The organism is Acidobacteriota bacterium (assembly GCA_016196065.1).
Classification (GTDB): domain Bacteria; phylum Acidobacteriota; class Terriglobia; order Terriglobales; family Acidobacteriaceae; genus Acidiflorens.
Genome location: JACPYL010000027.1, coordinates 71,008 through 88,711, shown reverse-complemented (window position 1 = coordinate 88,711; position 17,704 = coordinate 71,008). Strand labels below are relative to the sequence as shown.

The 17,704-nt window shown below is 57.5% G+C and carries 16 protein-coding genes; 8 read left to right on the top strand and 8 right to left on the bottom strand.

Going from position 1 to position 17,704, the window contains the following annotated elements:
- Nucleotides 1-49: 49 nt before the first annotated feature.
- Nucleotides 50-1,114 (bottom strand): hypothetical protein, encoded by a 1,065-nt coding sequence (locus HY010_21465; GenBank protein ID MBI3478308.1) that lies wholly within the window; start codon nt 1,112-1,114, stop codon nt 50-52.
- Between the two features lie 213 nt (nt 1,115-1,327).
- Here HY010_21465 and HY010_21460 point away from each other — a divergent pair, with 213 nt between their 5' ends.
- Nucleotides 1,328-1,879, top strand: coding sequence for a TetR/AcrR family transcriptional regulator (locus HY010_21460; protein ID MBI3478307.1), 552 nt, complete (start codon nt 1,328-1,330; stop codon nt 1,877-1,879).
- Here the strand turns inward: HY010_21460 and gluQRS are convergent.
- Together gluQRS and HY010_21450 are read right to left on the bottom strand one after the other, a co-directional pair.
- Nucleotides 1,863-2,723 carry a tRNA glutamyl-Q(34) synthetase GluQRS gene (gene gluQRS / locus HY010_21455; GenBank protein MBI3478306.1) on the bottom strand — a complete coding sequence of 287 codons (861 nt, stop codon included), beginning with the start codon at nt 2,721-2,723 and terminating at the stop codon, nt 1,863-1,865. The two genes, HY010_21460 and gluQRS, sit on opposite strands and share 17 nt — an antisense overlap.
- Nucleotides 2,720-3,106, bottom strand: coding sequence for a hypothetical protein (locus tag HY010_21450; protein ID MBI3478305.1), 387 nt, complete (start codon nt 3,104-3,106; stop codon nt 2,720-2,722). The genes gluQRS and HY010_21450 overlap by 4 nt, the downstream gene beginning before the upstream one ends.
- 172 nt (nt 3,107-3,278) lie before the next feature.
- Here HY010_21450 and HY010_21445 point away from each other — a divergent pair, with 172 nt between their 5' ends.
- Nucleotides 3,279-4,193 carry a hypothetical protein gene (locus HY010_21445; GenBank protein MBI3478304.1) on the top strand — a complete coding sequence of 305 codons (915 nt, stop codon included), beginning with the start codon at nt 3,279-3,281 and terminating at the stop codon, nt 4,191-4,193.
- 103 nt (nt 4,194-4,296) lie between these two features.
- Nucleotides 4,297-5,436 (top strand): sterol desaturase family protein, encoded by a 1,140-nt coding sequence (locus HY010_21440; protein ID MBI3478303.1) that lies wholly within the window; start codon nt 4,297-4,299, stop codon nt 5,434-5,436.
- Here HY010_21440 and HY010_21435 read toward each other — a convergent pair.
- Entirely contained in the window at nt 5,425-6,279 is an 855-nt protein-coding gene (locus tag HY010_21435; GenBank protein MBI3478302.1) for a fatty acid desaturase, read from the bottom strand. The two genes, HY010_21440 and HY010_21435, sit on opposite strands and share 12 nt — an antisense overlap.
- A 300-nt stretch (nt 6,280-6,579) precedes the next feature.
- Here HY010_21435 and HY010_21430 point away from each other — a divergent pair, with 300 nt between their 5' ends.
- Nucleotides 6,580-8,010: a hypothetical protein gene (locus HY010_21430; GenBank protein MBI3478301.1), complete on the top strand. Its 1,431-nt coding sequence runs from the start codon at nt 6,580-6,582 to the stop codon at nt 8,008-8,010.
- 247 nt (nt 8,011-8,257) lie between these two features.
- A complete protein-coding gene (locus HY010_21425; GenBank protein MBI3478300.1) occupies nt 8,258-9,142 on the top strand; it encodes a hypothetical protein in 885 nt (294 codons plus the stop codon).
- A 148-nt stretch (nt 9,143-9,290) separates the two neighbouring features.
- On the opposite strand, the gene HY010_21420 is transcribed toward HY010_21425, so the two are convergent.
- From HY010_21420 to HY010_21410, 3 genes are all read right to left on the bottom strand, one after another.
- A complete protein-coding gene (locus HY010_21420) occupies nt 9,291-10,532 on the bottom strand; it encodes a DUF1624 domain-containing protein (protein MBI3478299.1) in 1,242 nt (413 codons plus the stop codon).
- 196 nt (nt 10,533-10,728) lie between these two features.
- Complete coding sequence (locus tag HY010_21415) at nt 10,729-11,718, bottom strand: VWA domain-containing protein (GenBank protein ID MBI3478298.1); 990 nt, start codon at nt 11,716-11,718, stop codon at nt 10,729-10,731.
- A gap of 59 nt (nt 11,719-11,777) precedes the next feature.
- Complete coding sequence (locus tag HY010_21410) at nt 11,778-13,571, bottom strand: amidohydrolase (GenBank protein MBI3478297.1); 1,794 nt, start codon at nt 13,569-13,571, stop codon at nt 11,778-11,780.
- A 448-nt stretch (nt 13,572-14,019) separates the two neighbouring features.
- Here HY010_21410 and rplU point away from each other — a divergent pair, with 448 nt between their 5' ends.
- From rplU to obgE, 3 genes are all read left to right on the top strand, one after another.
- Nucleotides 14,020-14,478, top strand: coding sequence for a 50S ribosomal protein L21 (gene rplU, locus HY010_21405; protein MBI3478296.1), 459 nt, complete (start codon nt 14,020-14,022; stop codon nt 14,476-14,478).
- 96 nt (nt 14,479-14,574) lie between these two features.
- On the top strand, nt 14,575-14,844 hold the full coding sequence (gene rpmA, locus HY010_21400) for a 50S ribosomal protein L27 (GenBank protein ID MBI3478295.1): 270 nt from the start codon (nt 14,575-14,577) through the stop codon (nt 14,842-14,844).
- Between the two features lie 217 nt (nt 14,845-15,061).
- The gene (gene obgE / locus HY010_21395; protein ID MBI3478294.1) at nt 15,062-16,108 is read left to right on the top strand and encodes a GTPase ObgE; all 1,047 of its coding nucleotides are present in this window, start codon (nt 15,062-15,064) and stop codon (nt 16,106-16,108) included.
- A 53-nt stretch (nt 16,109-16,161) separates the two neighbouring features.
- On the opposite strand, the gene HY010_21390 is transcribed toward obgE, so the two are convergent.
- Complete coding sequence (locus HY010_21390; protein ID MBI3478293.1) at nt 16,162-17,688, bottom strand: hypothetical protein; 1,527 nt, start codon at nt 17,686-17,688, stop codon at nt 16,162-16,164.
- Nucleotides 17,689-17,704 lie beyond the last annotated feature (16 nt).

Sequence of the window (17,704 nt, the reverse complement as noted above, 5' to 3'; positions counted from 1 at the left end):
AGATTCGAACGTGGCCCAGTGTGTTACTCCAGGAAGAAGCTGTTCGTAGTTATCGGGTATGCGCGATCCAATTTCCCTGATTGAAGTTGTTGTCCAACCAGGTGCCGACGATGGTCTTGCCGTCGGCCGAAATCGCCAGCGCGGTGGTGAGATAGATTCCATCCGGAATAACTGCACCTGCCGATTTCAGAAATTTCGCCATGGAGCGCATCTGTGCCGTGGGATTCGACGAACTCCAGATGAACGCTTCCGGCATGCCAAAGAATGGATCTCCGCTCCAGCCCACGACCTTGCCTTTCTCGGAAACTCCGTTGGCGACACTTTGATCGGAAGGGATTCCAGAAGTGGTGCCGAGCGAAATGACGCCGGCGGCGGCGGTGTAGTAGAAGGCATGAAATCCAGTGGCGTCGACCGCCTGACCGACGATCTGCGATCCGTTGGCGCTGACCGCAGTTGCTTCGCCGGGGGTCATGACGCCGGTGAACAGATCACCCTTCGGAGTCCAGCGGATAGCGCGGCGAAATCCCTGCTTGGGATGTTCGTAGAATCCGACAATCGTCGAACCATCGGCCGAGATCGCGCTCGCCCGGCTGCTTGCGCCCTTGGGGTGACTGAGCCCGACCATGCCTTTGCCTTCGGTCCAGCGGAATCCCTGCGCGCCCGGGCAGTACCAGACCAGCCCAACGACGATCGATCCATCGTGATTCAGGCTATAACCGCTGCCCCAATTGCCATCCATCTGGCAGCCTTTGGCAAGATGGCCGAGGCTGATCCAGCCGGTTGATTCTCGCCAGCGGCCGGGATTGGTGAGACCATCCGGGCCAATGATGGTGGCCGCGATGGTCGAGCCATCGGCCGAAATGCCGATGCTGGAGTTGAAAGGATCGCCGGCGCCCAGATCCACGTAGCCCTGCGCCGCAGTCCAGCGGAAAATTTCTCCGCCCACGTTCGCCGCCAGCACGCTGCCATCGGCGGAAAGAGCATAGTTGACCCAGGTATCAACCGGCGGAGTCAGCATCTGAAAGGTCGCGCCTTGCGGCTGTTTAGCAAAGGAGATGGTGGAAAGCCCTACACACAGGAAGACTGCGAGAAACAGGAAGAATTGTTTTTTCAAAAGTTCACCTTGGATATCGGAATTTTGCGCTGGCCAGCTAAACTCGGTTGTGCAATCGCAGAGTGTTCGCTCTGTTCCCTGAAAGGGCCGCTGCGCGCAGACTAACAACGCAGCGGATGATGGAACCGGGGGAGGACGCCAACGACCGCATTATGTATACAGTGTTAACGTAACAGTGTCAACGTTAAAATACCTGGAGACGGAGGCAGGCAATTGCCCAGGCAAGCTGATCCCGAACTGGAAGACCGAGTTCTGAAAGCCGCCCAGAAGCTTTGGACCGCCGGAGGGCAACAGAGCCTCACCATGCGGGCCGTAGCCAAGACGGCCGGAACGAACACGCCCGCTGTTTATCGCCGCTTTAAGGACCGCCGGGCACTGTTGCGCGCGCTCCTGCAACGGCATCAGGCCGCGCTAGCCGTGTTGATTCAACGGTGCCAGTCCCTGCAGGAAGTGTGCCATTGCCTGCTGGACTATGCCCTCAAGCATCCGCGCGAGTACGAATTGATCGCGTCGCGGATCGTGATCACCAGTCATAAACCTCGGCCCAATTTCGAATACGTCGTTCAAAAAGCCGGGGAGTGGCTGGGCGGCGAGGGCGAACGATATCGTCCCCTGATCATCGCCCTCTGGTCACTGGTGCACGGCACGGCCATGCTGCTGATCAACGACGTCATTCCCGAACATGAGTCCACCGTGCGTTCCGCATTCAAGGCGGCAGTCGAGGAACTGGTGCGAAATCACGCGCGGCTCAGGAAGAGACGCTAGTTGCCGATGCCAGTAGCTGCGCGGCTGACATCCCACTCTCACGCAAGTGCCGGATGCTGAGGGCATCGTGACGCTTTGCCAGGCGCACGCCGGAAGCGTCACGCACCAACTCACAATGAAAATAGTCAGGAGTGGAATACGCGAGCGCGCGAATCAGGAGCAATTGCCGCGCCGTCGACTTGAGCAGATCGGCGCCGCGGACAACTTCCGTAATCTTCATGGCCTCGTCGTCGACAACCACGGCTAACTGATAGGCGGGAACATCATCGCGACGCCACACCAGGAAATCTCCGAAGTCATCCCCGGCAACGTAACGTTGCGCACCGAGATTCAGATCAGTGAATGAGAGCGCTTCGCCATCGGGCACACGAAACCGCCAATTTACTCCCGCCGGTTGCGCGAAATCGGCAGCATCAGTACGACTGCGGCATCGGCCGGGGTAAATCGGCTCGTCGTCATCGTCATTGTCATTCGGCGCGTTTGTTGCTTGCGCGAGATCCTTGCGCGAACAGGTGCACGGATAGATGACGCCCGCGTCGCGCAACCGTTGCCACGCTGCGAGGTAAAAAGTGCGGCGCTGGCTCTGCGCGTACGGGCCATACGGACCGCCGCAATCCGGACCTTCACTCCATCGGATCCCGAGCCAGTGCAAGTCTTCGATCATCGCAGTGGCACAGTCTGAGCGGGAGCGCTGTGGATCCAGATCTTCGTTGCGGAGGATCAGAGTGCCTTCGCGTTCGGTCGCGCGCTGCGCGGCAATCCAGAAGGTGCGCGCATGGCCCGCGTGGAGCAGGCCGGTCGGCGACGGGGCCAGGCGTCCGCGATAGGAGTCTATGTTGGTCATCGGCTATGACTGGCTGCGGACGATGGAAACGCCGCGACGACTGCAATCTTCCCAATGATGTTCTGATTGAGCTCTTCCAGCCGTTCCGCCGGAATCCATAGCTCGCGATGACCGGCATCGCCAACCTGCTTTACGGCGAATTGCGACACAAACTCGGCCCGAACTTCGAATCGAGTTACATAACCTTCATAGCCTGATTGCTCATTACGGACGTTCCATTTTTCCGCGATCTCGCGGGCATATTCTTCGTTCAGGACTGGATAGAAAATCGGTTGCTGCGCCAACCGCGGCGGGAACCGGGCGAAGCCGCTGTCTCGGATTAGCTCCATCTCGCCTTTGCCGACTGGACGATAGAGCGTGAGCGACTCTTTCATGCCATACATGATACGAGACCCGCGAAAGCCTGCGCAGTGTGTCTCACGGGACACGCTGAGTGACGCCGCCCACAGCTCCGACGAACTCCTTCGCAACTAACCGGCGTGAAATCAATCTATTCTCACCTGGCACTGCCCTTGCCCTATCACTTGCGTCTGCATCAGCAGCGGAGGTGACACCATGACAAACTTTGAGAAATTCCCCCACAAGACCAACAACAACTATTCCGGTACGACGCTTTCCGCCTGGTCGCGCCAACAGAAGATCGCGATGATTGCCGGGTTCGTAATCCTGGGAATTCTGATCGCACTCAGCGCCTGCTCGAAACAGTCGCCCAAGAAAGCCTTGGTCGGCATTTCGACCCCAGACACGCAAACCGCCGGCACAACGCCAGCACCATCGCTAACGCCAACTCCTGCGCCCGTTACCCCGGTCGCGGTCGAAAAGAAGAAGACGACGAAGAAGCGGCCGGCTGCGATCGTGACCTATAGCGATCCGAAGTCGGGCGTATCGTTCCGCTACCCGCGCAAGTATGAACTGGCTTCTGGCGACAAGATTCAGCCGGAAGTTGCTGGAGTCGGCGGGGTACCGATGAACTTCGTGCAGCCCGGCGGAGAGTCCGTCGCCATGGTCGCCGTGCCGGCGAAGACCTATAAGGGCACCGACTTCACGACTGCATTCTTTCATGTGAACGTGAATCGCAGCCTGTCGGAGCAGGAATGTTCGGAGTTCGCCGTCGTGGATGCGAGCAATCCCGACAGCGAGCCGATGAATGCCGAGAAGTTGCAAGTCGGAACGGCCACCATGGAAAAGACTTCCAACTTTTCCGGCGACGCCCTGAAACAGTCCGAAACGCAGTACTACCATCGCTATGAAAGCGGTGCGTGCTACGAATTCGTACTCGGCCTGGGCACTGCGGGCTACGGCACCGAAGAAGATGTCGTCGCCGTCAATCACGACGAAGTGTTCGGCAAGCTGGAAAAAATCCTGGAGACGGTGAAGATCCAGCCGGTCGAGCAGAAGCAGGCGGCCGTGCAGGCAGAAACGCCGGCTACAACCGCCTCAGCAACGACCGAGCAAGCCGCGCAACAGTAAGTCCATGTCACGCACTAGACTCTGGGGCCACGCGTCAATCGCGTGGCCCTTCGCTATTTTCCACTAGCCTGCATGAATCGAGAAAAGTAAGCTAGGAGGCATCGTGATCGAGCAAAAGATCAACGAATTTTTTGGCGATGCCGAGTCCACTGGTTTCGGAACAGGCTGGTGGAGCGGGATACTTTCAGTTTTCTTTGGATTCCTTTCCTTCGGAGCAGTGTTGTGCCTGCATTTCCCTCAGTTCCTGACCTCTCCTGAACTGCGGACGCATTATCCATTGCATACCCTGCGTGTCTTGATCCAATGCCTCATCGTGGGCGCCATCTTGTTCGGAATTATTTCTTCCATTAAGCGCAAGAAAAAGATTCTGTCATTGACGGGAATGTTGCTGGCCATCGCAGCGACGGCATGGGGCGGATCAAGCGTGCAGATTAACGGTACGTTGCACAGCGGGCCCGCAATCGGCCTGGACTGGTTCCTGCTTGACATGCTCCTGATGGCGATTATCTACGTGCCACTGGAAAGAATCTGGCCCCAGTATCCACAACAGGGAACTTTTCGGAACCAGTGGACTTTGGACGTGGTCTATTTCATGTCCACTCATCTCCCGATTCAAATTCTGTCTTTCCTTGTTTTATTGCCCGCTACTCAGGCCACGAAATATTTGGGTGTTCCGGTTTTGCAACAAGTCATTGCTCGCATGCCCTGGTTTTTGCAATTCTTTCTGGCCGTTGTGGTGGCGGACGTCGCCGAATACTTCATTCATCTGGCTTTGCATAAAGTGCCTTTTCTGTGGCGCTTTCATGCCGTGCACCATTCTTCGAAGGCGCTGGATTGGATCGCTGGCTCACGCTCCCACTTTGTAGACGACACGCTCGTGCGCGGATTTATCCTTGTCCCTCTCATGTTTGGATTTTCGCAATCGATCATCCTGGCGTATTTGATTTTCGTCACCCTGCACGCCACCTGGACTCATTGCAATTTCGGTCCCAACGCCGCATGGCTTGAAGAGTTTCTGGTGATGCCCCGCTATCATCATTGGCACCATACCTCGCAAAAAGAGGGGATCGACAAGAACTTCGCGATTCATTTTCCGTGGATCGATAGACTGTTCGGAACTTATTACTATCCTGATGAATGGCCGGAGCGCTATGGCCTGGACGGCGAAGAGATTGCGCCTGGTTTTTTCAGGCAGACGATCGAACCATTTATGAAACAGCCAAAGAACACGCTAAAACTCTAGCGCTTGCAATGGGACGTCCTTCGGTAATTCTGCACCCTTGGCAGTGGCCTTCACCAGGTGAAGCTGTTTCATAATCTTGACAGTCAGAAATCCGAAGTCATATTCCGATTCGTCGTGGCTCAACCGCAACAGGCCCGGATAGTGGTGATGATTATTTTGCAGACAAGCGCTGAAGGTCGCGGTTACCGGTAGCCAATCGCCGATATTCATGGCGTTGTCGTCATCGTGATAGCGCCGGTATCCAAATGTTCGAGTGTGGGTCCAGTAGTTTTGCACCATATTGACCCACCACGCAAAAATCCGCATTCCAAACCACATCACGAGCACAAACTTCAGGGAACCAACTAACTTCCACAACAGATAAAAACTAGCAGCCTGTGCAACGATTGCGAACAACGGGTGCGCGGTGACGCGAAAAGGCCAGGACTTCAAGATCTTGTCGGTGGCCACATCCTCAATGCATCGATAGGGCATGACACAGAGATACAGAGTTCGCCAAAAACCATCGCTCGCAATTTTATTGGGATCGCCATCATGGTCCGCGTGTCGATGATGCAGTCGATGGCGATTCACCCAGGCGATCGGATCGACATAAATCCCGAAGGAGTTGTTCACGACCGTGACAGCTTGCATGAACCATTCCTTGTAGTCGAGTGAACGATGAGCGATTCCCAAGTGAAGAACATCCGCCAGATACACGCCCGCAAGAAACCAGCAGGACACAAAATAAACGCCGCCGATTAGCAGGCCGTTCCAAGGTCCCAGGTGAGATGGGGCGGAAACCATACACGCCAGCATGTACGCCAAAATAATCAGATACCCTGTGACGTTGTATATCTTCATAGTGACTCCCGTGGGATGATCCAATCAGAAACCGGGGTCTGCTTTCGAACAACAATTTAGAGCAGACAAAGTGTAATCGCCAGCCCGACTCAACTGCCAGAGTATTTTGCTGCGCCCGCGAGTGAACGTTTCTCCGTTTGCGATATCCTGCCCCTCGCCGCCCATATCTCGAACCCACGAGACGAGGGGCTCCTTCATTTGTTACTGTGTCAGCAATTGCAAGAACTCGCGTTCTTGTTACGCTCGAAGAAATGGGTCCCCCGCCGATTTCTTGATCCCGATCGCGAGTTGAGGATTGCTATGAGAAGTTTGACCGTATTGCTCGTTGTCTGCGCCGCCATGGCCGCGCAACCTGCGCTCGCACAAGATCCGATGGCTGCGATTCGCGCCGCCTGCACAGCGGATGCGCAGAAACTGTGCGCGGGAGTCCAACCGGGTGGAGGCCGCATCGTGGCGTGTCTCAAGGAGCATAAGGACTCGCTGTCCGATCGCTGCAAACAAGCCGTCGGGCTGGCTGCAAACTCGACTAAGGGTGATTCGCCCAGCGTCCCGAGTTCCCCGGCTCCCTCGTCGCACTCCGCTGCCACGCCGAGCGCTCCGGCACCGAAAGCAGCTACGTCCAAAGGCACCCCTGCCAAAGGGACAGAAAAATTCGCGGAACGCGTCATCACGGATACAGAACACGGCGGAATGCGCGCCGCCACCATCCATCTGCCCGAGAAGTGGCACTACGAAAGCAAGATCGAGTGGCACTATGGCTGGGTTGAATACCCTCTTTCATTTTCTTCTCATGCGGAGAATCCCGACAACGCCGAGGCTTATTTCCAATACCCGCTTTTGCGGTTTGATTTCACCGAACTTCCGCCTCAATCGAGGCAATACGAAAAAGGCCGCAAGCCTGGACCTGGCGAGCGCCTGCCCACTGGCGCATTTTCCTCTCCTCCGCAACCTCCGATGCAGGCTCTGGCCAAGTTCATCAAGAAGACTCGCCCCGACGTCGCCAATTTCAAATGGCTTGGGCAGCAGGACCTGCCGGGTCTGGCGAAAGCTCTGCATCTGGACCCCAGGCCGAACCAGCACGGCGTGGCCATCAAGATCGGCTACGACCTGAACGGACAACCCGTAGAAGAAGCCTTCTTCGGCGTTTACTACCTCTCGCAAGGGGCGAACGCGGGAGTGAACGCAGGCACGATCAAGCAGACCAACTGGGGATTGCAGGCCCTGCAAAGTTTCCGGGCGCCAGCCGGCACTCTCGAGAAGCGCATGCCGATGTATTGCGTGATCGCCAAGTCGATGTATGTGAATCCGCAATGGACGCGGCTTTCGAAGGCGATCAACGACAAGATGGTGGCCGACTTCAACCAGAAACTGAAGGAAGGCTACGATCAACTGCGTGCGGCTCAGGCGATTGTCGAGCAGACGATGAGGCAACAGGCCTCTCTTCTGGCAAATTTCAACAAACAGGAAGAGGCCTTCCGTTCCAGCGGCGGGGTCGACGACAGTTTCTTACGGGATGGCGGCGCTCGCAGCGCTGCCGACCACTGGGACGATGTGATCCGCGGCGTCGATACACTCAACGATCCCAACGGCGGTACAACGCAACTCTCCAACCTCGGCCAGTATCACTTCACCGACGGCTTCGGTAACTACCGCACCACTGATGATCCCAATTACACCCCAGAAAAGGCTGGTGAGGTCGGGAGCTGGACACAGATGACGGTGGCGCAGTAAGTACTGCGAGGCAGAGCCCGGAAGACTTCACTTAATTGATCTTTCTCCGCGCCGCGCCGCCCTGCCGGAAAAGCACGTCTCAAGCCTAGTGCGCAGAATTACCTTTGTACCGTTGTGGATGTGTCGCAAGCAACTTATCCTCTGACCTCCGCACGCCTGTCTTCCAGTTCCTGCCAGGTTTGCCAGCCCAAATGTCGGACATGAAATGGCGTTGCCGGTAGCGGCCGCCAATTCCCTAGGAGAAAGTTTGAGAAAGCATAGGATTGTGCTCTCGTTATTGGTTCTGGCCATCGCCGCTTCCGTAGGTTGCGGTAATTCCACGACTTCCACATTCACTAAAATCGCGTTGTTATCGACCCAACCAGTTGATCCGCCCACCTCGCTCTTCACCGCGAACCTGGACGGCACCAATGTAACTCCAATTCCCAGCAGCCTGACCGACGTCTGGTCGTTGTCAACCTCGGCAGATGGAAAGACGGTGGCGTTCATCGCGCGCAACGCCGGCGCATTCCAGCTTTGGGTGAGTAAATCAGATGGCAGCGGTCAACAACAAGTGCCCGGACCGGACAATGCGCGTTGGGCACGGATTTCGCCGAGCGGCAAAGAGATCGTCTTTTTTGACTTTACAGTGTTTCACGTTGTCTTGATCCATCCGGACGGGACCGGCGTTCTTGACTTGACTCCGACTCTCCCCGAGGGCGTGACTGAGTGTTACGACGCCAGTTTCTCCGCCGACAGCTCGCAGGTAGTATTCGCCTGTTACGGCTCCTCGGTAGGCTATGGCGTTTACACCATTAAAACGGATGGAACGGGAATCAAACTGATCGAGACACGTTTGGCCAAGAGCGGTCTCAGCCTGCCTCAGCTCGCGCCGGACGGCAAGAAAGTTTTCTTCCTGGGCTACGTCGAGGGCACATGGGGCGTCGTCAGTGTGAACATTGATGGTACGGGTGAAACTATGGTTGTTCCCGACGTGGACGAATTCGTCGTCTTGAACTCAAACATCTACTACATGAACGATTGCTCCAACCCGGCGCCACTTTTCAAATCCAACCTGGACGGAACCAGCCCCGTACAGGTCAATGACGGTACCAAGGCCGTATACCTGTTCTATCCGACCGGCGGCTGCTAGCCGGTAGAGGGTAAGAGGGTAAAAGGAAGTGAAGAGCAAAGCCCGGTGACCATCCCCGGGCTTTTTTCCTGCGCCGATCTGGATACACTCCGGAGCCTCCACGTAATGCCGCCAAAACCACGCAATGACAAAGCGACACCCGCCGTCATCACAAATAGCTTAACCAACCCCAATCGCGATGCCGGCTGCGGAATTCCATGAACCATCGGCAGGGCAGATAGAGTATCGCAACTGCCAGCATCCACATGAGGTAGATGAAGGGCAGACCGTGGCCGTATCCGAGAGGCCGTTGCGCAAAGTCTGCGATGACGGTGCCGTGCCACGCCGGTTGGTGCATGGCTAGTGCCGCCAATCTCGCCATCACGTTCAGCAGATAAAGATGCAGAACGTAATACAGGAGCGGCACCCGGCCGTACACCATCAGGATGCGACTCAGCCCGCGCACTCCCTTGGTTCCGTCCAGCAATGCGAGCGCGATGAGGGCGGGTCCGAGGGTGATGAGGAGGTAATCGAGAGAAGGCGGATACTTCAGCACGTTAAAGAATGAGGTCACGCTCAGCGAAAGAGTCGGCTGGAGACTCCACGGGCCGGCGGAGCGAGGGTATCCGAAATGCAGTCCGGCGATGCCGTTGCCGTATAGATTGAATCCCCGAAGGATGAAGAACAGCGCGGTCGCGCAGATTCCGACAGTGAGAATCCATTTGCGGCGGTCGGGATGAAGCAACAGTTTCCCGAAGGCAAAGCCCGTGGCCATAACACCGACCCAGGGGATCAGGACGTACCTCACGGTAAATGAGAAGTGATCGGTGATGGGAATGCGGCCGGGCGTATGCAGGAGCATCCACACCCAGTAGAACTTTCCGAACCACGCGGGATTGATTGGATCGAGCAGGTTGTGGGCGGCGATCATGCCCAATCCCAAAGCCGCAATCCAGCGCAGCGGAAGGAACACGATCAGGGCCATGGCTACCATGCTCCAGCCCAGGATCCAGATCACTCCAGCCTGGGCCCATGGGACGAAGCCCCATCCGAAATCGACAATGGTCAACTCGAGAAGCACCAGCCACAATCCGCGGGTCAGAAAAAATCGGGACACCTGCGCGATCGATTTTCCGCGGCGGGTCGAGAGATACGCTCCCGTGCCCGCCAGGAGCGCGAAAACCGGCGCGCAATAGTGAGTGATGAAGCGGGTGATGAAGAGCGCCCCGTAGGTGTGAGCCATGTCCTCCGGGGGAAACCGAAGATAGGTCATGAAGTCACGGGTGTGGTCGAGCGCCATGATGATCATGACGATTCCGCGCAAGACGTCGACGGAGACCAGCCTGGAAGCCTGCTGCGGGGCAACGGGAGCAACGGGAATGGGGGCGGCAACCGCCACCGGCCTCGCCATCGTTACCACGCCGCAACTCGAGGATGACCTGTAAGGATTTCTTTCATAAGGCTCCGGGTGTTCCTGCAGAGGTAATCGAAAATGAGGGGGAGAAGACGACACGGCGATGAAAATAAATTCCGCGGGGCCGCGGAATGTCGACGAGCTTTTGACCTGTCAGCGATTTAGGGCTTGCGGCAGAGTCCTCACCTGCGAATCAGTCTGCGGATCGTGAGAAGTATCCCGTCCTTGAGCGCACGGTTATGCCAGCCGTTTTCGGTCGGATCGCGATCTTTCGGAAAGTATCATCCCGGACTGGGTTCGAGGGATAGTAGGCCAGTTCATACGATGATCGAAGTTCTTCCGCGATCTGACGAAAGTATGTTTTCGGGTCGGTGGCTTCCGCATCAATGTGCTGGCCACCCGTCTCCTTGGCGATGCGGTCCATCACGCGGATTCCGTATTTGTTGCGGGCCGTAAGGTTACCGTGATTTTTTTCGGTGTACCGGATGGTGAAAACCAGAACGTTGGCGCTCTGGGCAGCCTCGATCGCGGTCATCATGTCATGGGAACTAGAGTTGTCTTCTCCGTCGCTGAAAACGATCAGAGCGCGACGGCCGGTTTCACCAACCAGTTTCTCGGTAATGGAGTAGAAGATGGAATCGTAAAAAGCGGTGCCGAGAGCGCGACTTTCGGGTGGGCCCAATTCAGGGAAATGTGCGTCCTTGTGACGGTACATGTCGAGTTTTTGCATCGCCTGCTCGCCAGATTGCGAAAAATCACTGACCAGCCGAACGTGATTTCCAAAAGCGACGAGAAATACCCGGTCCTTGGGGCCCAGGACATCTTTCAAAAAGACTTGCAGGTCATGTTCATGCTGCTTGGTGAATTGATCCTGGCTGCCGCTGAAGTCGACGACCAATCCAAGCGTGAGGGGAACATCGACACTGTGAGCAAAGAAGGAGACTTTTTGCTGCACCGCGTCTTCGAAGACCTCGACGTCGTCTTTGCTCAGGTTCTCAACCAGAGCGCCTCGCGAATCGCGCGCGGAGAAGGCGACGTTCACTAGCCTGACGTTAACCTTGATTGGCTCCTCAGCAAAGGCGCTGGCGACGAAAAGGCAGGAAAGCAAGGCAAGCACAACGATCAGAGCACAGCCTTTTGGTCCGGGCTGGAGTTGTGAAAACCGAGGGCGGCGGATACGCATATCGAGCAATACGACGGAATCAACGTGGCAGTTCCCCGGTTCGCTCCGGGACCCGCGAACTATCGAATGGTATTCGTGATGCCCGACTCCGGAGCGCTGTAGACCACTACGCCATCCATCAATGTCATCAGGCATTTCAAGTTTTTGATTTCGCCGGACGGGATTTCGTAAAGGTCGCGCTCCCAGATCGCGATGTCGGCTTTCTTTCCCACCTCGATGGTCCCGATTTTGCTTTCCAGAAACATTTGCCGCGCGCCCCAGGCGGTATAGCTGCGCAGGGCGGTGCGCATGTCGATGGCTTCGGCGGTGCCGAAGGGCTGGAGTCCAAACGTGCCCTTCGCGGTCTGGCGCACAACCGAGGCCCAGAGCCCGTAACGCGCGGGAAGAGGAGTCACTCCGTAGTCCGATCCGCCGGACCAGAGGATGCCCTGGGCGAGCAGAGTATGGAAAGGCTCGAGATGTTGTCCGCGTTTGGGTCCGTAGTTGCCGGCGTAGATATCGCCGATCCACCACATGAATCCGGGCTGCATCTCGGGGTAGCCTGCGTCGTATTTCTTTTGCAGCGCGCGCATGACGTCAATCGCATGCGGAGTGGGCAGGTTGGCGTGAATGATGCTGTGGCGCAATCCGGGCCGCGGTAGTTCTTCTTCAACGAGAGCGTAGGTATCGACAACCCAGTCCATGGAGCGGTCTCCCACGGCGTGGGTTCCCACCGGTACGCCATTCTTCTGGAACAGGCGCATCATCTCGCGATACACGTCCGGATCCACTTGCGGGTAGCCGATATTCGGGGCTCCCGCAGCGGTCGCGTCCGGCGTTTTCGCATCGCGCAGCCAGTTGTCGTATAGCCATCCTGTGCGGGCACCGCCGGAGCCATCCATATAAATTTTTACGCCGCACGAGAGCAGATGATCGTCGCCAAGAGCGGCAGGCAGGCGTGGAACGGAGTTGATTTCGGCCAGCGCTTCTTTTGCCGACGCAAACGTGGACCCCGCGTGCCAGAGCACGCAGATGCGCTCCTTCAATTGGCCTTCGTCGAGCAGGGACTTGTAGGCATCCCAAACCACGCGACTGATATCGGGATCTTTGACCGCGGTCATGCCTTCGCTGAGCAGTACTTTCTGGACGTGCAAAATCCCCTGCCGGATCTCCTCGCGAGTGGCCTCGGGAATCAGTTCCATGATCGGATCCATGGCGGAGTCCTCTTTGAGAACTCCGGTAGGATTCCCGCTCGGGTCGCGATCGATGGTCCCGGCGGGCGGGTCTGCAGTTGCCGCCGTGATGTGCGCCAGCTTGAGCGCGAGCGAGTTGGCCACTCCGTAATGGCCCGTGGTGTGCGTGAGCCATACCGGGTTCTGGGGAGATACCGCATCCAGATCGGCGGCGGTGACGTAGCGGTGATCGCTGAGCTTGCCTTCATCCCATCCCGCGCCAGTCACCCATTCTCCCGGCTTGACCTGCGCGATTTTTTCTTTCAAGCGCGCCACGATCTCGGCCACGGAGGTGGCGTCCGAAAGCTGGATCCCATAGATTTCTGCCATGCCTGCATAGGCGATGTGGGCATGGGTATCGATCAATCCAGGAGTCGCAGTACGGCCCTTGAGATCGATGATGCGGACGCCGGGAGCATTGCCCGCAAATTTCAGGACCTCGGCATCGCTACCCACTTTCACGATCGCGCCGTTGCGGATGGCAATGGCCTGCGCGATGGAATCCTGGGCGTCAACGGTGAGGATGCGTCCGTGCAGAAGGAGAGTGTCAGCCGCAGGACCTTCAGCGAGAACCGCGTGGCTGCAAAGGAACAAGAAACACATTGCGGCGGCGCAGACGAGCTTGTTCGCAGTTGCAGGCATTGGCTTCCTTCTTTCGTCGCTCGATAGGCTATAAGTCATAGAAAAAATACGGCTTGATCTTTTCCCCAACAGTCCCGGAGGGACAATTGAAGCCCGACCCGGCGTTGAAACGCCGGGCTATTGTCAGCCGTTCCTCTGGAACTCGCTGCGATGGATTGAATATCAGCAATCCCGGGCCGCATAACAGCGGGCTGCATGGGATGGGATTCGAGTTTCAACCTGACCCACTACCCGCCCCCCCGTTTGACCGATTTCCACAGCACACGATAAACTAGTTGGGTTTGCCTGTACATGCGGACCCGTTCTGGGACCGCGCCGCCTTTCCGGTCACAAGCCGCAGCGGGAAACAGCAAGCACATGCTTGAGATTTGCGGAGCTTTGCTCCGCTGGGCCGTCCCGGGCAGGTTGCAATGGGACGAAGCCCCCGACGCGAGTCGTGGAGAAAACTATGTACGCGGTCATCCGCGCTGGTGGTAAGCAGTATAAGGTTTCCCCGGGCGACGTCGTCCGGTTCGAGAAGGTTAACGGCACCGATGGCCGTGTCGAGTTCGCCGACGTGCTGGCGGTGTCCGCGGAAGCGGGCAGCGTGGTGCGTCCGGGCGCCGAAGCGCGCGTAAGCGGCGACGTGGTCGAAGAAGGCCGCGGCGAGAAAATCCTCGTTTTTCACTACAAGCGCAAAAAGCAGTACAAGAAGCTGCGCGGACATCGGCAGGACTACACCGCCGTCCGCATCACTGAGATCGCTTTTGACGGGCAATCGTTCAAGGCTCCCGAGCTGCCCAAGAAGACGCCGAAAGTGAAGAAGGCCGCTGCGGAACACACCGAGGCGAAGGGATCCGCGAAACCGGCGAAGAAGAAATCCGCCAAGAAAGCGGTTGCGAAGAAGACGACGCCGAAGAAGAAATAAGCGGGCAGCAAGTCCTGCCCCTCGCTCAGGGTCAGGATGACAAATGATTTTGGATTGAATTTACTGGCCACCGGCCACTGAGAACTGGGTGCAATTATGGCGCATAAAAAAGGACAGGGAACATCACGAAACGGGCGCGACTCGAACGCCCAGCGGCTAGGGTTCAAAGCTTTCGGCGGACAGCTGGTGCCGGGCGGAACCATCATTGTTCGGCAGCGCGGCACGCGCGTGAAGCCGGGCCTGAACGTGGGCCGCGGCAAGGACGATACGTTGTTTGCCAAGGTCACCGGCCGCATCAAGTTCCTCGACAAGGGATCGATGGGCAAGTTCGTCATGGTCGAACCGGTCGACGTCGAAAAGAACTAGGTGGGCCTGGGTCTCTGACCCGGCTCGATAGCTGGCATCCATAGCCCCTTTTGTCAGAGGGGCTATTCTCTTTTCCGGCAGGGCGGACAAACGGCAAGCCGCAGGGGCTGGAAGCCCCGATCTTCGGCAGGCTGGGCGGCACGGCTGAAGGCGTGCCCTCCCAAGAGTTTCCGCAAGAAAGTTTTCACTAACCACCAATCACTAGCCACTAACCACTGTGTTTATCGACGAGGCAAAAATTCGAGTCAAGGCGGGCGACGGCGGCAACGGCTGCATGGCGTTCCGGCGCGAGAAGTTTATCCCGCGCGGTGGTCCGTCCGGCGGCGACGGTGGCCGGGGCGGCGATGTGTGGATGGAATCCAGCGAGCGCCACAATACGCTGGTGCATTTCCGCTTCAATCCTGAGTACAAATCCGAGCGTGGACGCCATGGGGAAGGCTCCAACAAAACCGGGCGAGACGGCGAAGGCATCACGCTGAAAGTTCCGGTCGGCACGATTGTGTACGACGAAGATACCGGGGAAGTCGTCCACGATTTCGCGAATGCCGATGACCGCATCGTGATTTGCCGCGGTGGGCGCGGTGGACGCGGCAACGCGCAGTTTGCCACCTCCACGCACCAGGCCCCGCGCGAGCATGAAGACGGCCGTCCCGGAGAAGAGCGCACTTTCCGGCTTGAGCTCAAACTACTCGCCGATGTCGGCCTGGTCGGGTATCCCAACGTGGGCAAATCCACCTTGATCTCGCGCATCTCGGCCGCGCGGCCGAAGATTGCAGACTATCCGTTTACGACTCTGGAGCCGAACCTGGGCGTGGTTGCCGTGGGCGACGCGAGAAATGAAATCAGCTTCGTGGTCGCCGATATTCCCGGGCTCATCGAAGGCGCGCATACTGGCGCGGGACTCGGAACGCAATTCCTTCGGCACATCGAGCGGACGCGGTTGCTGGTGCATCTCGTCGATGTTTCGGATGGCAGCGGGCGTACGGATGTGCTCAAGGATGTCGAAGTGATCCTCGGCGAGCTCTCCAGTTTCGGAGCGAATCTGGAAAACAAGCCAATGATCATGGTCGCCTCCAAAATCGATGTCGCCAATCCTGAGAAGCTGAAGAAATTGAAGCAGTGGTCGACCCGCAAGAAGCTGAAGTTCTATCCCATCTCAGCGGTCACCGGCGAAGGCATCGACAAATTGAAATTTGCGATGGCAGAAGCGGTTGAGAAGCTGCGCGCAGCAAGCCTTTCGAAGGAACCCTCCATCGCCCAGTAGTGGCAGAACCGGCGCCCCGATTTTCTGCCAGAGCGCCGGCCCGAACTTACTCCCTACCACGAATAGTGCACGGTATAGGTTACGACCTGTTCGCCGTCCGGAGCGACGGTGACGGGGAACTCGATCGTCTGCGCATCGCGTTTCTTGAATTGACTGGACTGCTCCGTCAGTTTCCAGTTCGTCCAGCGGTACAGGTGCTCGACCACGCGCACGTTCGCGGATTCCTTCTTGTGATTGCGCACGCGGATTTCAAAGGTCTCGTCCATCCAGTGCGCATTCGAATCGACGCGATAATTCGTCCGCTTGCGTTCGCCGACGATGTCGAAAGCGTTGCCGGTGTAGATGCGGAGCATTTCATCCTTGGGCGTGTGGTCGATCGTGTTCTCGCCGACGAACTGCAGGCTGCCGTCGGTGTCGCGGCGATAGAAGCGCAGGCGTCCTTTGGGCAGCGCGATCCCAAGATGATTCGCTTCTGAATTCTTGAACTCCTGCAGAACCCAGACTTTCTTGTTCGACGCCGTTCCGTAGCTTGGTTCGTTACGGATCTGCTCGGAATTGTAGTAACCGTACTGCGCGATCTGGGCGCCGTCATACACGTAGAGCCGTTGGGACTGGATGCCGTTTGTGCGCACGAACTCTACCTGCTTGGTCTCGTTGTCGCGCAGGGTCGCTGGACGTTCGAGCGTGTAGAGATGGAATTCATCGAACGACTTTTCGCGGACTACGGGCGCGGCCGCTTCTGCCCGCATCGCCTTGTCCTCCGCCAAATACAGTCCTCCGGCAATGTTGCCGGGCTGGATCTTGCTCACATCGCCGGCGAGCAGTTTGAGGCGGGCGTTCTCGAACGTCTTGCCGCTCTGGTTGCGCATGGTGATCCAGCCGACAAGGTCAAGTGAATTCATGCCGCTGTTTTTCGGGCCGTCGGCGACGACCAGGTTGTAGTCCGACTGCCAGGTCATGCCGCCGGAGACATAAGAAATTTCCGCCTGCGACTTTCCCGACTGGGTCGTGGAAAGTTCCCAGCTCAATGTCGGCTTCAGGATCGAGTCGCCGCCCAGCGCCGGGAACAAAGGCTGGCCGGGCAATCCGAAGCGCAGGATGCCGTCGACTTCGATGATCGGCTGACCGATGTTGGGTTGCGGGTAGCCGTAGTTCGGTTGCTGGTAGTAGGAGATCGGCACGTATCCGCTGCGGACAATCTTGCCATGGATCGTTTCCGACTTCTCGCCGCGCTGCACGAGGAAGTCGATCGTCTTGCCTTCGTAGAACGACAGCAGCAATTCCTGGGAGACGGGATCGTTGCGGTAACTCTGCTCGAGAATCTGCAGGGGCCGTCCAGTGAGATCGCGCAGGATGACCGAGTCCGGCTCGAGGTGTGAAGTGATCCCCGCGAAGTTCACATGGTTGACGCCGTTGTTCAAGTCGAGCGGAAGATACTCGCGCGCGACAAAGAAATTCTGGTTGTAGATGGTGAGCGCCGGCGCTGAATCGCCCTCAGTTAGAGACGCGGCTTGCCGCGTCTCCGCGTGTGCGTAGGCAAGAATCGTAAAGCTCAACAGCGCGATCAGAAATTTATTCATGGTCCCTTTCCCTCAT